We start from the raw sequence: 15,068 nt of genomic DNA on the forward strand, positions 1-15,068 counted from the left end.
AGCAGAGCCCGTCGTGTTGTCGCTATCGGACGAGAGAGTTACATTCTTCCAGCAGCGTTTGCATCGACCGTGCGAATTGTGTGATCCAGGCCTGATGGAGCGTCAGACGGAAGAATTGCGGAGCGTATTACGATGTACAACGATCCTGACTTGCCTCCTGTTCGCGGAGACTACGACGATGCAGCGCGCGAGAGCGACGCCGCGGACGTGACGGGCACGGCCCCCCGCTTCGGACGTCTTGCGCTGTGCGTGGCGGCAGCGAGCGCGCTGGCGTTCGGCGTCGTCGGCACGGTCGCTTATAGCGTCTGGTTCAATAGCGATCAGCAGACTTATGCGGAGGCCATCGCCCGCGCGCGCCAGGCGTTGCGCATGCCGGCGCCGGGCAACGCGGCAACGGTGCTGGCGAAATCGTCGGAGGTGAATGGCAATGCGCCGGATACGCGATCAGCGACGACCACGCCCTCGGCAGCATCGGTCGCGACCACGCCGTTCGTGACGTCCGCGATCGGCGCACCTGCGCGAAGTCCCGGCTCTGCGCCCGCCACCGCATCTGTCACTGCACCCGCCGTTGCACCCAACACGCCCGCCGACTCCATCGCACTGCTCGACTTGCCGGCAATGCCGGCGCAAGCGTCCGCATCCACTGCCGATGACAATCGCAAGCCGTCGACGTGGGCCGGCCAGATCATACGTCCGCAGCAAGACGAGGTCGAAGAGGTGCTCGCGGACGACGGCGCCGATTTGCCCTCGACGTTGGCGGCTGCGCGAGGCGCTGCGCGTCCCGCGATGCAAGCCACCGCGGGCCCGGCCGAAGCGCCCGCGCCGGAGCTTGCCTCGAGCCGTCCCGCGCGCGAAGCGAAATACGCACCGCAGGAACGGCGCGCGTCGGCAAACGGCGCGCGGCGCAAAGGCAATCTCTTCACCAAGATGGGTTCGTTCTTTCGACGCATAAGCTATCGACAACATGGCAGCGGAAGCCAGCAAGACCTCTACTCCCATCCCTGAGCCGCTGTTCGGGTCGCGCCCGGGCCTGCCGCGTGCCAACGGCTGGCGGCTCACGCTCGGTCCCGCCACCGTCGCCGTGGCGTCGCTGCTGTGCCTGCTGGTCGGCCTGCTGTATCTGGCCATGCAGATCAGGACCGTGTTCTCCGATCACGTCAAACAGGAATACGCGAGTCTCGTGCTCGAAGCGGTCGAGCGGGCCGAGACGGCGCGCGCGCGCGTCGGCGTGTGGGACGAGGTGCCCGGCGCGCATGAGTCCGCGGCCGCGGGTTATCGCGACGCGCGCGCCGAACTGACGCGGCGCCTCGCGTCGCTTGCCGCGCTGGTGAATGCGAGTCCGGCGGGCTCGCCGCGCATTCCTTCATCGGTGCTGTTGCCGGATACCACGCTCGCGCAGATGGACACGTTGCTCCACGACGCGTCGTCGTATTGGCACGCGCGACGCGATGCCGAAAGCGCCGACATGCGCAAGCGGATCACGCTCGTCGCGCGTATGTTGCTCGCCGTCGCGGCGCTGCTTTTCTGCATGCTGCTGACGGCGCTCGGCATGTATGCGAAGCGCAATCGTCTGTTGGCCGGGCAGTCGCACGAGTTCGAACACGCGGCGCTGCACGACCCGATGACGGGCCTCGCGAACCGGCGCAAGCTGGTTGCCGCGTTGGAGCAGGCCGCCACTCAGGTGTCGACCGGCGCGAGGCTGCGCAAGATCGCCGTGCTGTATATGGATCTCGACGGCTTCAAGAAGGTCAACGATTCGCTGGGTCATCGCGTCGGCGACGAGTTTCTCATCGAGGTCTCCAAGCGCTTTCGCGAATCGGTGCGCAAGGACGATGTCGTCGCGCGCATCGGCGGCGATGAATTCGCGGTGCTGGTGCGCGAATTCTCCGAGCAGGACGAGCTGCGCCACATCGCGCAGCGGCTGATCGGCTGCGTGGTTCGCACCGACGAACAGATGGGCATGGGCATGGTTCGCGCGAGCATCGGCATCGCGAGTTATCCCGATCTCGTCGACGACTATCGCCGCCTCGTGGTTGCCGCCGACGAAGCCATGTACCAGGTCAAGCGCAGCGGCAAGGACGGTTACGCGTTCGCATCGCGCGGCCGTGAGCAGTGAGGCAACGCTGCGCTTCACCGCTGTGCCTTACATCACGCGCTTCTCACCATCTCCTCGACGCCCGCATTGAACGCTTCATCGCGGCCGCGGCGAACCTGCCGCGCGCCGGCAGCGTTCGCCGTTCTCGCGCGGCCCGGCGTCTTGCGAACGCGCGTGTCGTGTACTGCGGGACGTGCATCGACGAGATCCGCATACAACGCGAGATAGTTCGACGTCGACACTTCCCAGCTCGAGTCGCGGCTCATCGCGTTGCGCTGCAACGCATGCCACGACGACGGCTGCGCGAATGCGGCAAGCGCGCGGCCTACCGCATGCACGATGTCGTGCGGATGCTGGCCGTCGAATAGAAAGCCGGTCGCGCAATCTTCGTCGCGCGCTTCGTGCGGCGCGTAATCGACGATCGTATCCGCGAGGCCGCCCACGCGCGAGGCCACCGGAATCGTGCCGTAACGCATTGCATAGAGCTGCGTGAGTCCGCAAGGCTCGAAGCGGCTGCCGTGCAGCAGCATGTCCGCGCCCGCGTGCAGCATATGCGCGCGCCGCTCGTCGTAATCGATCTGCACGCCCACGCGGCCCGGCCACGCTGCGGCCAGTTCCTGCATCGCGTGTTCGAAAGCGCGCTCGCCCTGGCCGAGGATCGCAAACTGCAAACGCGGATGCTGCTCGAGCAACATGGGCAGCGCGCGAATCGCTACATCGGCGAGTTTCTGTTCCGTGAGACGGCTGCCGATCGCCACAAGCGGCGCAAACGGCTCGCGCGTCAAACCGAATGCCTGTTGCAGTTCGCGCTTGCACGCCTGCTTGCCGGCGGTGTCGTCGACCGAATAGGAGCGGGCAATGTACTCGTCGCGAGCGGGATTCCACACCGACATGTCGATGCCATTGACGATGCCGCTGAGCTTCGCCGCCTGCGCCTGCAACACACCTTCCATTCCGTGACCGAAGCAGGGCGTGAGGATTTCGCGCGCATAGCGCCGGCTCACGGTCGTGACGCGATCCGCGTGTACGATGCCGGCCTTCATCATGCTGAGCGATCCGTAAAACTCGATGCTGCGCTCGTCGCTCAACGCGGGCACGAGTAACTCGGGCGGCACGCCGATCCAGCCGCCCATTGCGAGCGGATGGTTGCCCTGGAATGCGAGGTTGTGAATCGTGAACACGCTTTTCGCGGCCACGCCCGCGAGGCGCATATAAAGCGGCGTGAGACCTGCATGCCAATCGTGCGCGTGCACGATGTCGGGGCGCCTCAGATTGCGAACGCCGCGCGCCACGCGCGTCGCCGCGGCGGCGAGCGACGCAAAGCGCGTGAGGTTGTCGAGGTAGTCGCGTCCTTGCGGATCGCGGTACAAGCCTTCGCGTGCAAACAGATGGTCCATTTGCAGCAGCAGCACCGTCACGCCCGTGTCGGGCATGCGCCCGCGCAGCAGGCGCGCGTCGCCGCCGGGCAGGCCGGTCATGCGCGCAACTGGGGCGATGTCGACAGCGCGTTCCAGCGCGGACGGATAGGCGGGCATCAGGATAGAGACGTCGACGCCCGCGTCGCGCAACGCGGCGGCATAGGCGCTGACCATGTCGCCGAGTCCGCCGGATTTGGCCAGAGGCACGGCTTCGGAAGCGACAAGTAGAACGTTAAGCGGCAAGGTGGCCCCCAGAGGACGCGATATGCACTTGTGCAGTGCGGCGGAAACACAGGGCCATAAAACAGCAAACGCTGTGCCCAGTACGTCGTTCTTCGCGGGCAGCGTCGATGCGAATGTTTCAGCGGTTAGGGCGGTCGCGCTCCCGCCGATTTTTCACGCGCGTGTACTTTTGACGTCCGTTCGTCGAGCGCAATAAAAAAAGCCGTCGCGCGAGGCGACGGCTTTCGCAGGCGGCGTGCGCCGTCCGTATCAATGCGCCGATGCGTGCGTGTGCTCGACGCGTCCGCTTTGCGTCATCGCACTCACGATGACGAAGACGATCACGTTGACCGCCAGCGCGACGAAACCGATGTTCACGTCTTTCATCGCGTCGGGCAGGAAAGGCATTAATTGCCCGATGGTCAGGTGCATCGTCGTGGTGATCGCGACCACGGCCACGCCCGCGAGAATGCCGCAGAACGCGCCTTGCTTGGTCGCCCGGTTGCGCGGAAAGAGACTGCAGATCACCGCAGGAAAGAGTTGCGTGACGAAACTGTAGCCCATCAGCAGCAAGGCCACGATGGTCTCGCCGCCATGCAGCGTGAAGGCGACCGCGACCAGCGCGACGACCGGCACCAGCACGCGCGCGAGGTTGGCGACCGTAGCGTCGGACGCATTGCGGTTCACCATGCCGCGATAGACGTCGTTGGCAAGCAGCGTGGACGCCGACGTGAGAATCATCGAGCCCGGCACCAGCGCGGTCAGAATGCCGGCCGCGCCGATCACGCCGACGAACCACGGGTCGAAGGTCTGCAACGAAAGACGGAACAGCGACAGGTCGATATCGCCGCCTTTCAGCCCCGGCACCTTGAGCGTCGCCGCGAAGCCCACGAAGAACACGAACAGCAGAATCAGTTGATACAGCGGCAGCACCATCGCGTTGCGGCGAAAAATGCGCTCGTCTTTCGCGGTGAAGATCGAGCCGAACGTGTGCGGCCACATGAAAAAGCCGAGCGCCGTGAGCAGCACGGTCGACTGGAACCAGGTCACGCTCGAGCCCTTCGCCGGGAAGGTCAGGAAGCCGGGGCGGGCGGTGTCGATGGCATGGAACATCTCGCCGAGGCCGCCGTAGTAGTGCAGCGGCAGATAAATGCCGAGGAACAGCACGATGGCGAGAATCAGCAGATCTTTCACGACCGAATTCCACGCGGAGCCGCGCACGCCCGAGACGATCACATACACGGTGACCACGGCCGCGCCGATCCAGATCGCCGCCGTCGACGAAATCGCGCCATACGAAGCGGTCGCGACGATGATGCCCAAACCCTTCAGTTGCAGCACCAGGTAGGGGATCAGCGCGGCCACCCCGACCAGCGCGACGAGCGTGCCGAGCGCGGGGCTCTCGTATTTGCGCGTGAAGAAATGCGGCTGCGAAACGAGGCGCTGCTGTTTCGCATAACGCCAGATGGGCGGCAGCATCCAGTACGAAAGAATGTAGGCGAGCGTGCCGTACGCCAGAATGTAGTAGACAGGCGCGCCCTTGCCGTATGCAAAACCGCTGCCGCCGAGAAACGTGAACGTCGTATAGATCTCGCCGGCCATCAGCAGGAACACGAAGGCGGTGCCGAAGCTGCGGCCGCCCACGGTCCACTGCTCGAGGCTCATGTCGTGGCCATGCCTGGCGCGCACGCCCAGAAACAGCGCAAACAGCGTAATCGCTGCAATGATGACGAGTGCGCTCATGGGCGGACCTCCTCGCTGTCCGCCGCGATCTGCCGGTTCGACGGATCGAGGCGGTAGATGATCGCCATGATGATCGAACTCAGCACCACCCACGCGACGATCCATCCCAGCACGAACGGCATGCCGAGCAGCAGCGGCTCGACGCGGTTCACAAACGGAACACCGAGCAGAATGCCGATGAACGGCAGCGCGGCGAGTACACGAAGCAACATGGGGCAACTCCTCGAACGGTGAGTAGATCTCGTTGAAACTGCGGCTTCGCTGGCGACTGTATGCCGGATGCTTTGGTCGCGTAAAGCAGTTCAAAATAAATGTAGGCTGTCTGAAAGTTGCGCGCGCATCGATTCACGCTCGGCGGATCGGCTTGTTGCGTTGCAATGCGCCAGGCTCCTGAGCAAAGGCCGCATCGGCATGCCGCGCGTCCGCGCATTTTCCGCGAACTTATATCGCGCCGCGATATGATTCCGGCTGAGCAGCCGCCATGCCGGGCCGCCGCACAACACGGATCGCATATGATCGAAAGCCTGATCTCGGACATTCTGTTTGGCTTCACGGGGCTCATCAGCATCATCAACCCGATCGGCGTCGCCTTTGTCTTTCTGGACCGGACCGCTTCGCTGACGACCGAAGAGCGCAGGGTGCTCGCCAGAAAGATCGCGATCAATGTGGTGTGCGTGCTGCTGGTGGCGTTTTTCATCGGTACGCCGATTCTGCATTTCTTCGGCATTTCGATGGAGGCGCTGCGCATCGGCGGCGGGCTGGCCGTCGCGGTGGGCGGCTGGCAAATGCTCAATGCGCCCGACACCCAGCCCGCCGAACAGCCGGGCGTGAAGCGCGTCGACGCCGAGAACGCGAAGGCGCGCGCCTTCTTCCCGCTGACCATCCCGCTCACAACCGGGCCAGGCTCGATTGCCACGGCCATTGCGCTCACCGCGAACCGCACGCATAAGCTCTCGGAATTCGTGCTGTCGGGTATCGCCTCGGTGGTGATCTCGCTCGCGGTCGCGCTTACCGTCTACGTGGTCTATAGCCGCTCCGACGTCTTCGCCAGGTATCTCGGCACGGAAGGCACGAAGGTGGCGATGCGCGTGTCGTCGTTCCTGCTGTTGTGCATCGGCGTGCAGATCATGCTGACCGGCTTCTCCGAATTCCTCATTCCCATTGCGACGATGCAGCCGGCGGTGAGCAAATAAGCCGCCCTCCATTGAGCGCGCCGCAAAAATCTATTGCGAAAAACGGATAGTGAACGGGCGCTGCATCGCCTATAGTTCGGCGGCAATTGTGTCTTCGTTTTAATCTTGGTTTTGCCTCTGCTTTGCCCCCGCGTTGCCCAGTACAGCATCACAAGAAGCATCATAAAAACTCACGGCGAGACAATGAGATTACACACAAAACTGGTGGCCGCACTCGCGGTCGCAAGCCCGCTTGCATATGGTCAAACGAGCGTCACGCTATATGGCCGTCTCGACGCGGGCATCGAATACATGAATCACATCGACAACGGCGCGGGCGGAAATTCGAGCCGTTGGCGCGGCGAAGGCGGCGACTGGGGCACCAGCATGCTCGGCCTGAAGGGCAGCGAGGAACTGGGCGGCGGACTCAAGGCGATCTTCAATCTCGAGACCGGTCTGCAGGTGATGGACGGCACCACGAGCGGCGGACGCCTGTGGTCGCGGCGCGCATTCGCGGGCCTGAGCAGCCAGACGTGGGGCACGCTGCAAGCGGGCCGCAATCTTTTCATCGACAGCGACGGCGTGTGGGAATTCGATCCCTTCGTGCAGCAGGCGTTTTCGTCGGCGTCGCTCGTGCGCGGACGCAACTGGCAGCAAACCAGCAATAACGTCGAATATCACAGCCCGAACTTCTGGGGCTTCGACGTGCAGGCGCAGTACGCATTCGGCAATCAGCCGGGCGCTTTCAACAGCGGCGCGAGCGGCGAGTTCGGCCGCTCGGACGGCATCATGCTGACCTATCATTCGCAGCTCTTCGACGTACGCGGCATCTACGACGAACTGCGCGACAGCAATGGCCGGTTCTCGAATATCTTCCAGAGTTCGCGCGAGTACTTTGTCGGCGCGAACGTGCATTTCGACGCGGTGAAGATTCAGGGCGCCTATACGCATTACTCGGCGCCCGATTCGCCCGCAGGCGTGGCCGACACCGCCGACCATTACTGGCTCGGCGCGACCTACAACTTCCAGCCGCGCTGGGCGGTGACCGCGGGCGGCTACTACGTGAAGGTCGGCGACGGCACCGGAGATGCCGCGCACGATCCGTCCGGCCACGCGATGATGTACGTGCTCGGCACCACCTATAACCTGTCGAAGCGCACGTTCGTCTACGGCACCGTGGGCTATGTGCGCAACAGCGGCAACTCGAACTTTTCGCTGCAGGCTTCGCCGCGCGATGCGGCGAACAACACGAACCCGCTCGTCGGCGAATCGCAGACCGGCGCTTACGTCGGCATGCTGCATCAGTTCTGATTTGCTATGTGGGTTAGCGGCGCGCTATTTTTAGCGCGCCGCTTTTACGTTGCGCTGTGCGTCCGCGCGTCCACGCGAAATACACAAAACACACGAACCGCGAAGCGAATTCAAGCCCGCCGCACGCGAGGCCGCAGCGCATGCAGCGGCGGTGGCGCCGCGGGCGGATCGCCTTCGGGTGCGCCCGGCGGCGGGCCGCCTGGATCGTCGTCCGGCGCGGGCGGCGGATCGGGATCGATGTTCGGCGGCGGCGGCGCTTCCGGGTCTATCTCGGGCGGCGTCGGCGTGTGCATGACAAAACTCGCTGCGTCGTGCGTGTCCCTCAGGATCATCGTGACCTCCGTCATCGTTCGTGTTTTGCGCGCAATGCGCATGCCTCTCTGATTCCTCCATCGCCTTTTGCGTAGCGGCTTTCGCGCGTGGAACGGACGTTGCTCCGTTCCGTCACGCGGCATGCGCGGAGCATGACGCGGCACAGCGTGGGCTGCTCCCCGAGCAGCGGGTACAGGGACAAGGAAATACACATGGCGCGACACAAGGCCGACGTCGCCGACGGCGAGTTCGAGATTTTCGCCAGCTATCACGGAACAGGCGACGGCCGTTACGTAGGTGGACTGAAGGTTGTCCGCAAAGCGGACAGGAGGATTCTTTTTCCGTTCGACGGCGCTCCCGAGATCGGGCCCTACGAGACGGCGGACCAGGCGCGCCGCGCCGCAATCGAGTACGGCAAGCAGATCGTCGCTGCCGACCGGGCCTCGCCGGAAAAGTGACGACAGCGCGCTCGCACTCGTCAAGGCATTCCGCCTAACGAAGGCGAGATCGTGCTGCCGCGGTTCGGATCGTCGGGATGTTCGTCCGGGACCACGGGACGCGCCGACAGCGGCGGATGGCTGCGATAACAAACGTCGATGGAATCGTTTATTACGCATTGCGCGAACGCATCGGCGTCGCTCTTTTGCGAGAACGTGTAAAGCGTTCGTTCGACTTGCACTTCCGTATCGGACACGCGAATGGTGGTGACTGTCATGAGGCGCTCCTTTTTACAAAGATGAATCCGAAGCTTCAGCAAGTTTCGATGCAATGGCCGTGCCCAACCCGCGCGCCCATGCGTGCGGTGTGTCGAGAGAACGCGGGCTTCGCGTGATGGGGTCCGTATGTTGCTGACATAGCGGAGTAGCCGATAAAAATGGAGAGCGCCATGCAGCCCAACACGCAGCAAGACACGCAACCTGATCCGCAACGCGATCCGCAAGCCGATTCACAACGTGACCCGCAACTCGACGCACGCCGCGACGATTCCGCCACTGCCGACCTCGCGCCGGAAGTCAAAGAGCGCAACAAGCCGAGCGGCGAGCAATACGTCGAGCCGAGTCCGCTCGGCATCGAACCGGTCGTGCAGACGGGCGTCGATCGGCAAACGAATCCCCCGCGCTCGAACGAGCACCCCGAGCAAACCGCCGAGGTGCCGCTCGGCACCGGCACGCACGGCGAGCCCGCGGGCGGCGGCGGGCGCGCGTCGCACAAGAACTGATCGCGTCAAACCGAACGGAGAGACACATGCAACAGGACAACGAACCCCTGAATCCCGGCGATGAAGCGCCCCCCGACGCGCCCGGCGTCGGCGAAGACATCTGCCGCGCGTGTCACGGCACCGGCAAGGTCGAAGGAAAGCAATGCACGGTGTGCGGCGGCACGGGGAAAGTGCTGCAAGGCATCGGCGGCGGTTGAGCGTTCCGCGCGAGCGGGCGCGCTTTATGCGGCAGTGCAAGATCGTCCGTGTCCGGCATGCGATTGCCGGACCGGCCACGCTACGCACAGGAGCCATGTATGGACCGAAACCCGCACGAAAGTTCGCACATAAACTCGCCCGAAGGTTCGCACCAAGACTCGATACACGCGTTCGATGCCGCGCAAACCGAGTACGAAGCCTTCATGCTCGAACCGCACGACTGGGTGCCGAATAACCGCAAGCTGCCGGTCGTGATTTACCGGCAAGCGGTCGATCCGGCCATCGGCGATCTTGCCGCCGCGTTCGAAGTGCTGTTCGGGCGCAACCAGTGGCCGCCGCAGTGGCGCGACGGCATCTTCGACTACCATCATTTCCACTCGACCGCGCACGAAGTGCTCGGCGTCAGCGAGGGTTCGGCCGAAGTGATCGTCGGCGGACCGGGCGGGAAAGTGGTGAGCATTTCTGCCGGCGACGCCTTGCTGCTGCCCGCCGGCACCGGCCATTGCCTGCAATCGTTCGAGGGACACTTTCGTGTCGTGGCCGGCTATCCGGCGGGCCAGCAGTGGGACATTCGCCGCGACGCGCTCACGCCGCAGGAACTGGCGGCGATGCACGCATTGCCGTTTCCGCCGATGGACCCCGTCGACGGCAAGCACGGCCCGCTTTGCGAGCACTGGCTTGGCGCGGCTGAATGCCGCTAGTGCGTTCAGTGCACCGGATATCAGCGGTGCGCGAAGTGCGGCTGATGTCCGAATCCGCAAGCGCGTGTGCAAGCCCCCCGTAAACGCCCCGCGATGTCACGCCGCGTGCACATTTGCGCGCATCGGCGCATCATCGTCAACGCCTGGGCGATGTTCATGCGTTGCGTGTGAACACCGCTCCCCTGCGACGTCGCGGCAGCGCGCGCGGGCAATCTCCCAACGGCCGAACAAGGAGTGTCCCATGCAAAACGATCCCGCCCTCGATCAGCTGTGCATCAACACGATTCGCACGCTGTCGATGGACGCTGTGCAGAAAGCCAATTCCGGCCACCCAGGCACGCCGATGGCGCTCGCGCCGGTTGCCTATCATCTGTGGCAGAACCATTTGCGCTACGACCCGGACGAGCCGCTGTGGCCGAACCGCGACCGCTTCGTGCTGTCGGTCGGGCATGCGTCGATGCTGCTGTATTCGCTGCTGCATCTCGCGAACGTGAAGGCCGTCGACGAAGAAGGCAAACCGACCGGCGGTCCCGCGGTGTCGCTCGAGGACATCGAACGTTTTCGTCAGATCGACAGCAAGACGCCGGGCCACCCCGAGTACCGGATGACGACGGGCGTCGAGACCACCACGGGTCCGCTCGGCCAGGGTCTCGGCAACAGCGTCGGCATGGCGATGGCCGCGCGCTGGTACGAGAACCGCTTCAACAAGCCCGACGCGCCGCTCTTCGATTACCGCGTCTACGCGCTGTGCGGCGACGGCGACATGATGGAAGGCATCTCGCACGAAGCGGCGTCGCTCGCCGGCCACCTGAAGCTCTCGAACCTGATCTGGATCTACGACAGCAATCGCGTGACGATCGAAGGGCACACCGATCTCGCGTACAGCGACGACGTGGAGAGCCGTTTTCGCGGCTATAACTGGCACACGCTGCATGTGAACGATGCGAACGACGCCGCCGCGCTCGAAGCCGCGTTCGTCGAAGCAAAAAGTATTACCGACAGGCCGACGCTGATCGTGGTCAACAGCATCATCGGCTGGGGCGCGCCGAACAAGCAGGACACCGCGTCCGCGCACGGCGAGGCGCTCGGCGTGCAGGAAGTCGCGCTCACCAAGAAGTTTTACGGCTGGCCCGAAGACAAATTCTTCTATGTGCCCGACGGTGTGCATGAACGTTTCGCCGCAGGCATCGGCGCGCGCGGCAAGGCGGCGCGCGAGGAATGGCAGGCGAAATACGACGCCTATGGCAAGCAGTATCCCGAGCTCTCGCGCGAATTCGCGTTGATCGAAGCGCATGAATTGCCGGTGGGTTGGGACAACGACATTCCGACCTTCGACGCGGACCCGAAAGGCATAGCCACGCGCGAATCGTCGGGCAAGGTGCTGAACGCGATTGCCGCGCGCGTGCCGTGGATGATCGGCGGCGCGGCCGACCTCGCGCCATCCACGAAAACGAATCTGAAATTCGAGGGCGCGGGCAGTTTCGAGCATGACAACTACGGCGGCCGCAATCTGCATTTCGGCATTCGCGAACATGGGATGGGCGCGGTGGTCAACGGTCTGGCGTTGTCGAACCTGCGGCCGTTCGGCTCGACGTTCCTGATTTTCAGCGACTACATGAAGCCGCCGATTCGCCTGTCGGCGATCATGGAAGTCGAGGCGATTTATGTCTTCACGCACGATTCGATCGGCGTCGGCGAAGATGGCCCGACGCATCAGCCGATCGAGCAACTCGCCTCGCTGCGTGGCGTGCCCGGCCTGACCGTGCTGCGTCCGGGCGATGCAAACGAAGTGGCCGAAGCATGGCGCGTCGCGCTGACGCAAAAGCGCCGTCCGGCGTGCATCGTCGTATCGCGGCAAGCGCTGCCTACTTTGGACCGCAGCCGCTATGCATCCGCCGAGGGCGTGAAGAAGGGCGCCTATGTGCTCGCCGATGCACCCGACGGACAGAAGCCGCAAGTCATTCTGATGGCCACCGGCAGCGAGCTTTCGCTCTGCGTCGACGCCTACGAGAAGCTGAAGGCCGAGGGCATTGCGGCGCGCGTGGTGTCGATGCCTTCATGGGATCTGTTCGAGCGGCAGGACGAGGCGTATCAGGATGAGGTCTTGCCGCCGGACATCGACGCGCGAGTCGCAGTCGAGCAGGCCGCGACGCTCGGTTGGGACCGCTACGTCGGCAGGCTTGGCGCGCAAGTCGTGATGCACACGTTCGGCGCTTCTGCGCCGCTTGCGGATCTGAAGAAGAAGTTCGGCTTCACGCCCGAGCATGTTTATGAAGCGGCGAAGCAGCAGATTGAAAGAGTGCAGAGCAAGCGCAGCCAGGAGTGATGAACGCGCAGGCAATGCGCTAGTACAAGCCGGCGGCGTAAAAACCGCCGGTTTTTTTATCGTCAACTCAATTCGCAGGAATCGTTACGACGGGCGCCTTGCTGCTGGTATCGGCTTCGGCGAGCGCCATCAGATTCTGCACGACCGTGAACGCGTATTTCGAGTCGAAGTCGTTGCGGTCCACCCAATACGACGACGCGCCATACGGGATCATCACGTAGGCATTCTCGGGCGCGGTCTTGCCCGAATGAATGACGATGGTCGGCCTCGTCTCGCCGCCGATCAGACCCACGGTCGGCTTCGTCGAACCGTCGCTGATGCGCTCGGCGGGCACCTGTGCCTGCGCGCCGAGATCGGTCAGGATGCCGAGCACCGAACGTGTCACCATCGGAATCTTGTCGGCCTTCCGCCATGCCGACGACGGTCCGTAAACGATTTCGTAGCTGCGCGTATTCGACGAAAGATGCAGCAGCTTGCGCACACGCGCGACGTCGGCGGTGATTTGCGGCGAGTCGCCGCTGGTGGTTGCGCCCATCACGAGAAAGACGCGCATCGGCTCGTTCTTGTCGCCCGTGTTGCGCGATTCCACATTCAACTCGCCCGCGAGTTGCAGACGCCGCAACGCGCGCAGCAATTCGAAAAAGCCCGGCGCGCCGGCGCTGTTTTCACCGCCGAGCGCGTTACCGTTCTGCAAGCCGCCCACCGATTGTGCGGTAATGCGCAACAGCAGATCGATCGGAACGCCGCCTTCGGCGAGCGGCAGCACGAGCGCCGGCGCGAGCGGCCGGATATAAGCGGAGGCGAAGGCTTCGCCGGTGGTCGGTGTGAACGTGAAAGTAGGGTGATTCGAGTACGACACGCTGCCGGTGGCAAGCGCATAGTTCGGCTGACTGCCCGAGCCCACGTTTGCGGTCGCGCCGCCGCCGGCATCGAACGTATAGGCCGCGATGATGCTGCTGACCGTGAGAAACGCGGGCGCGTCGCCATAGCGCAAGCCGACCACGGCCGCGAGAATCTCGCGCTTTTTTGCATCGCCGAGTGCGCGGGCATAGTCGACCTGATCGGCCTTCAGGCGCGCGGGGCCAATATGCACGCAGGCGGAAGAAAGGCACGCCGCGCACAGTGCGGCTGTTACCGAAACGGCTTTGATCATCTCGGAGTGTTTATCCGCTGAAGAATGAAACTTCAACGGCGGTAGCACGGTGCATTCCCGTATCGATCGTATGCGGGTTTTTAAGCGTGCTGGCTCAGCGTTCGTCCGCTGTTTGCGCTGGCCGGTCCATCGCATCGTCGAGCGCATTCCGATAGCCGCGCGATTGCATTTCCGCGAGCCGGCTCAGCGTTCTCGACAGATCATGCGCGCCTTCGAGGCCGCCCAACGCGGCATGAATCGGTTGATCCGATGCAATGAACAGCGCGCGCTTGCGGTCGTAAAGAATGTCGACGAGCCATACGAGCCGCTGCAGCGTATGCGCTTTCGTGAGCCATTCGGTACGCACGTTGTCGACGATGAGCCCACGCCAGCGCTCGGCGAGATCGAGGTAGTCGAGATGTGAACGGCTCGCCACGCAAAGCGCTTCGAAGTCGGCCCATAGAAGAGCCGCGCCGACCGCCCGCGCAATCAGCGGGCGGCCTGCTGCGCTGAGCTTCGTCGCGTCGAGTGCGCCGCTGCTTTCGTAGCGCAGAAAAACATCGCGCAGCGCGTCGCCGGTCGCGGCATCGAGCGGAGAAAAGAAACGCGGCGACGGATGCGCCTGACCGCCGAAACGATAATCGCGCGCGCCGTCGAAATGAATCACGCGAAAGTGCTGCCTGATCTGCCCGATGGTCGGCAAGAAACGCTCGTGAAACTCCGGGTCGGACAATAGATGCTCCGGCGCGTAGTTCGACGTCAGCATGATGCGCGTGCCGAGCGCGATGGCCGTGTCGAGAAAGCGGCCCATTAGAAACGCGTCGGCAATGTCGTGCACATGGAATTCGTCGAAGCACAACAGCTCGATGCCATCAAGCCATTGCTTCGACACGGAGCCGAGCCGGTCGTCGCCACGCGGTTCGTTCACGAGGCGCCGGTTCATCTCGCGCAGAAACTCGTGAAAATGCAGACGCCGCTTGCGGCAATCCGCGAGTTCGAACACGGTATCGACCACGAGGCTTTTGCCGCGTCCAGGCAGTCCGTGGCAATACACGCCCTGGTATCGTGAGTGAAAATCGCGCGCAGCCGGGCGGAGTAATTCGGCGAGCGCCGCCATGGCCTCGCGTTGCCTCGCATCGGCAACGATGCCGCGCGCGGCGAGACTGTTTTCGATCAGCGCTTCATCGAGCATAGGGTGCGCTGCTGGATCGACAGGGGT

16 protein-coding genes are annotated in these 15,068 nt (G+C 63.8%); 9 read left to right on the forward strand and 7 right to left on the reverse strand.

Features of this window, described 5'->3' with window-relative positions; translation table 11 throughout:
• The first annotated feature begins 132 nt into the window (after positions 1 to 132).
• The gene (locus tag BGRAMDRAFT_RS02315) at positions 133 to 1,005 is read left to right on the forward strand and encodes a hypothetical protein (protein ID WP_006047034.1); all 873 of its coding nucleotides are present in this window, start codon (positions 133 to 135) and stop codon (positions 1,003 to 1,005) included.
• On the forward strand, positions 965 to 2,116 hold the full coding sequence (locus BGRAMDRAFT_RS02320) for a GGDEF domain-containing protein (RefSeq protein ID WP_006047035.1): 1,152 nt from the start codon (positions 965 to 967) through the stop codon (positions 2,114 to 2,116). Before BGRAMDRAFT_RS02315 ends, BGRAMDRAFT_RS02320 begins: the two co-directional genes overlap by 41 nt.
• A gap of 32 nt (positions 2,117 to 2,148) precedes the next feature.
• On the opposite strand, the gene glgA is transcribed toward BGRAMDRAFT_RS02320, so the two are convergent.
• The 3 genes from glgA to BGRAMDRAFT_RS02335 form a co-directional block, all read right to left on the reverse strand.
• Entirely contained in the window at positions 2,149 to 3,756 is a 1,608-nt protein-coding gene (glgA, locus tag BGRAMDRAFT_RS02325; protein WP_044020104.1) for a glycogen synthase GlgA, read from the reverse strand.
• Positions 3,757 to 4,005: 249 nt separating this feature from the next.
• A complete protein-coding gene (locus BGRAMDRAFT_RS02330) occupies positions 4,006 to 5,478 on the reverse strand; it encodes a sodium:solute symporter family protein (protein WP_006047037.1) in 1,473 nt (490 codons plus the stop codon).
• Complete coding sequence (locus BGRAMDRAFT_RS02335; protein ID WP_006047038.1) at positions 5,475 to 5,690, reverse strand: DUF3311 domain-containing protein; 216 nt, start codon at positions 5,688 to 5,690, stop codon at positions 5,475 to 5,477. Before BGRAMDRAFT_RS02335 ends, BGRAMDRAFT_RS02330 begins: the two co-directional genes overlap by 4 nt.
• A 300-nt stretch (positions 5,691 to 5,990) precedes the next feature.
• Here BGRAMDRAFT_RS02335 and BGRAMDRAFT_RS02340 point away from each other — a divergent pair, with 300 nt between their 5' ends.
• On the forward strand, positions 5,991 to 6,671 hold the full coding sequence (locus tag BGRAMDRAFT_RS02340; protein WP_006047039.1) for a MarC family protein: 681 nt from the start codon (positions 5,991 to 5,993) through the stop codon (positions 6,669 to 6,671).
• A gap of 183 nt (positions 6,672 to 6,854) precedes the next feature.
• Complete coding sequence (locus BGRAMDRAFT_RS02345; protein WP_006047041.1) at positions 6,855 to 7,961, forward strand: porin; 1,107 nt, start codon at positions 6,855 to 6,857, stop codon at positions 7,959 to 7,961.
• Positions 7,962 to 8,071: 110 nt separating this feature from the next.
• On the opposite strand, the gene BGRAMDRAFT_RS02350 is transcribed toward BGRAMDRAFT_RS02345, so the two are convergent.
• Positions 8,072 to 8,293 carry a hypothetical protein gene (locus BGRAMDRAFT_RS02350; protein ID WP_006047042.1) on the reverse strand — a complete coding sequence of 74 codons (222 nt, stop codon included), beginning with the start codon at positions 8,291 to 8,293 and terminating at the stop codon, positions 8,072 to 8,074.
• Positions 8,294 to 8,485: 192 nt separating this feature from the next.
• On the opposite strand from BGRAMDRAFT_RS02350, the gene BGRAMDRAFT_RS02355 reads away from it, so the two are divergent.
• Entirely contained in the window at positions 8,486 to 8,731 is a 246-nt protein-coding gene (locus tag BGRAMDRAFT_RS02355) for a DUF6723 family protein (RefSeq protein WP_006047043.1), read from the forward strand.
• A gap of 20 nt (positions 8,732 to 8,751) precedes the next feature.
• Here the strand turns inward: BGRAMDRAFT_RS02355 and BGRAMDRAFT_RS02360 are convergent, their stop codons facing one another.
• Positions 8,752 to 8,988, reverse strand: a complete 237-nt coding sequence (locus tag BGRAMDRAFT_RS02360; protein ID WP_006047044.1) for a hypothetical protein — start codon at positions 8,986 to 8,988, stop codon at positions 8,752 to 8,754.
• A 171-nt stretch (positions 8,989 to 9,159) separates the two neighbouring features.
• Between BGRAMDRAFT_RS02360 and BGRAMDRAFT_RS02365 the strand changes: the two genes are divergently transcribed.
• The 4 genes from BGRAMDRAFT_RS02365 (at position 9,160) to tkt (ending at position 12,717) form a co-directional block, all read left to right on the forward strand.
• Positions 9,160 to 9,492 (forward strand): hypothetical protein, encoded by a 333-nt coding sequence (locus tag BGRAMDRAFT_RS02365; RefSeq protein WP_006047045.1) that lies wholly within the window; start codon positions 9,160 to 9,162, stop codon positions 9,490 to 9,492.
• A 26-nt stretch (positions 9,493 to 9,518) separates the two neighbouring features.
• Positions 9,519 to 9,689, forward strand: a complete 171-nt coding sequence (locus tag BGRAMDRAFT_RS34855; protein WP_006047046.1) for a hypothetical protein — start codon at positions 9,519 to 9,521, stop codon at positions 9,687 to 9,689.
• A 99-nt stretch (positions 9,690 to 9,788) separates the two neighbouring features.
• Positions 9,789 to 10,391 (forward strand): cupin domain-containing protein, encoded by a 603-nt coding sequence (locus tag BGRAMDRAFT_RS02370; RefSeq protein ID WP_006047047.1) that lies wholly within the window; start codon positions 9,789 to 9,791, stop codon positions 10,389 to 10,391.
• Positions 10,392 to 10,632: 241 nt separating this feature from the next.
• Positions 10,633 to 12,717 (forward strand): transketolase, encoded by a 2,085-nt coding sequence (gene tkt, locus BGRAMDRAFT_RS02375; RefSeq protein ID WP_006047048.1) that lies wholly within the window; start codon positions 10,633 to 10,635, stop codon positions 12,715 to 12,717.
• Between the two features lie 67 nt (positions 12,718 to 12,784).
• Here the strand turns inward: tkt and BGRAMDRAFT_RS02380 are convergent, their stop codons facing one another.
• Both BGRAMDRAFT_RS02380 and zapE read right to left on the reverse strand, forming a co-directional pair.
• A complete protein-coding gene (locus BGRAMDRAFT_RS02380) occupies positions 12,785 to 13,870 on the reverse strand; it encodes a hypothetical protein (protein WP_006047049.1) in 1,086 nt (361 codons plus the stop codon).
• Between the two features lie 94 nt (positions 13,871 to 13,964).
• A complete protein-coding gene (gene zapE, locus BGRAMDRAFT_RS02385) occupies positions 13,965 to 15,041 on the reverse strand; it encodes a cell division protein ZapE (RefSeq protein ID WP_006047050.1) in 1,077 nt (358 codons plus the stop codon).
• Positions 15,042 to 15,068: the final 27 nt, after the last annotated feature.

Origin of the sequence: Paraburkholderia graminis C4D1M, assembly GCF_000172415.1 — a bacterium.
GTDB classification, from domain to species: domain Bacteria; phylum Pseudomonadota; class Gammaproteobacteria; order Burkholderiales; family Burkholderiaceae; genus Paraburkholderia; species Paraburkholderia graminis.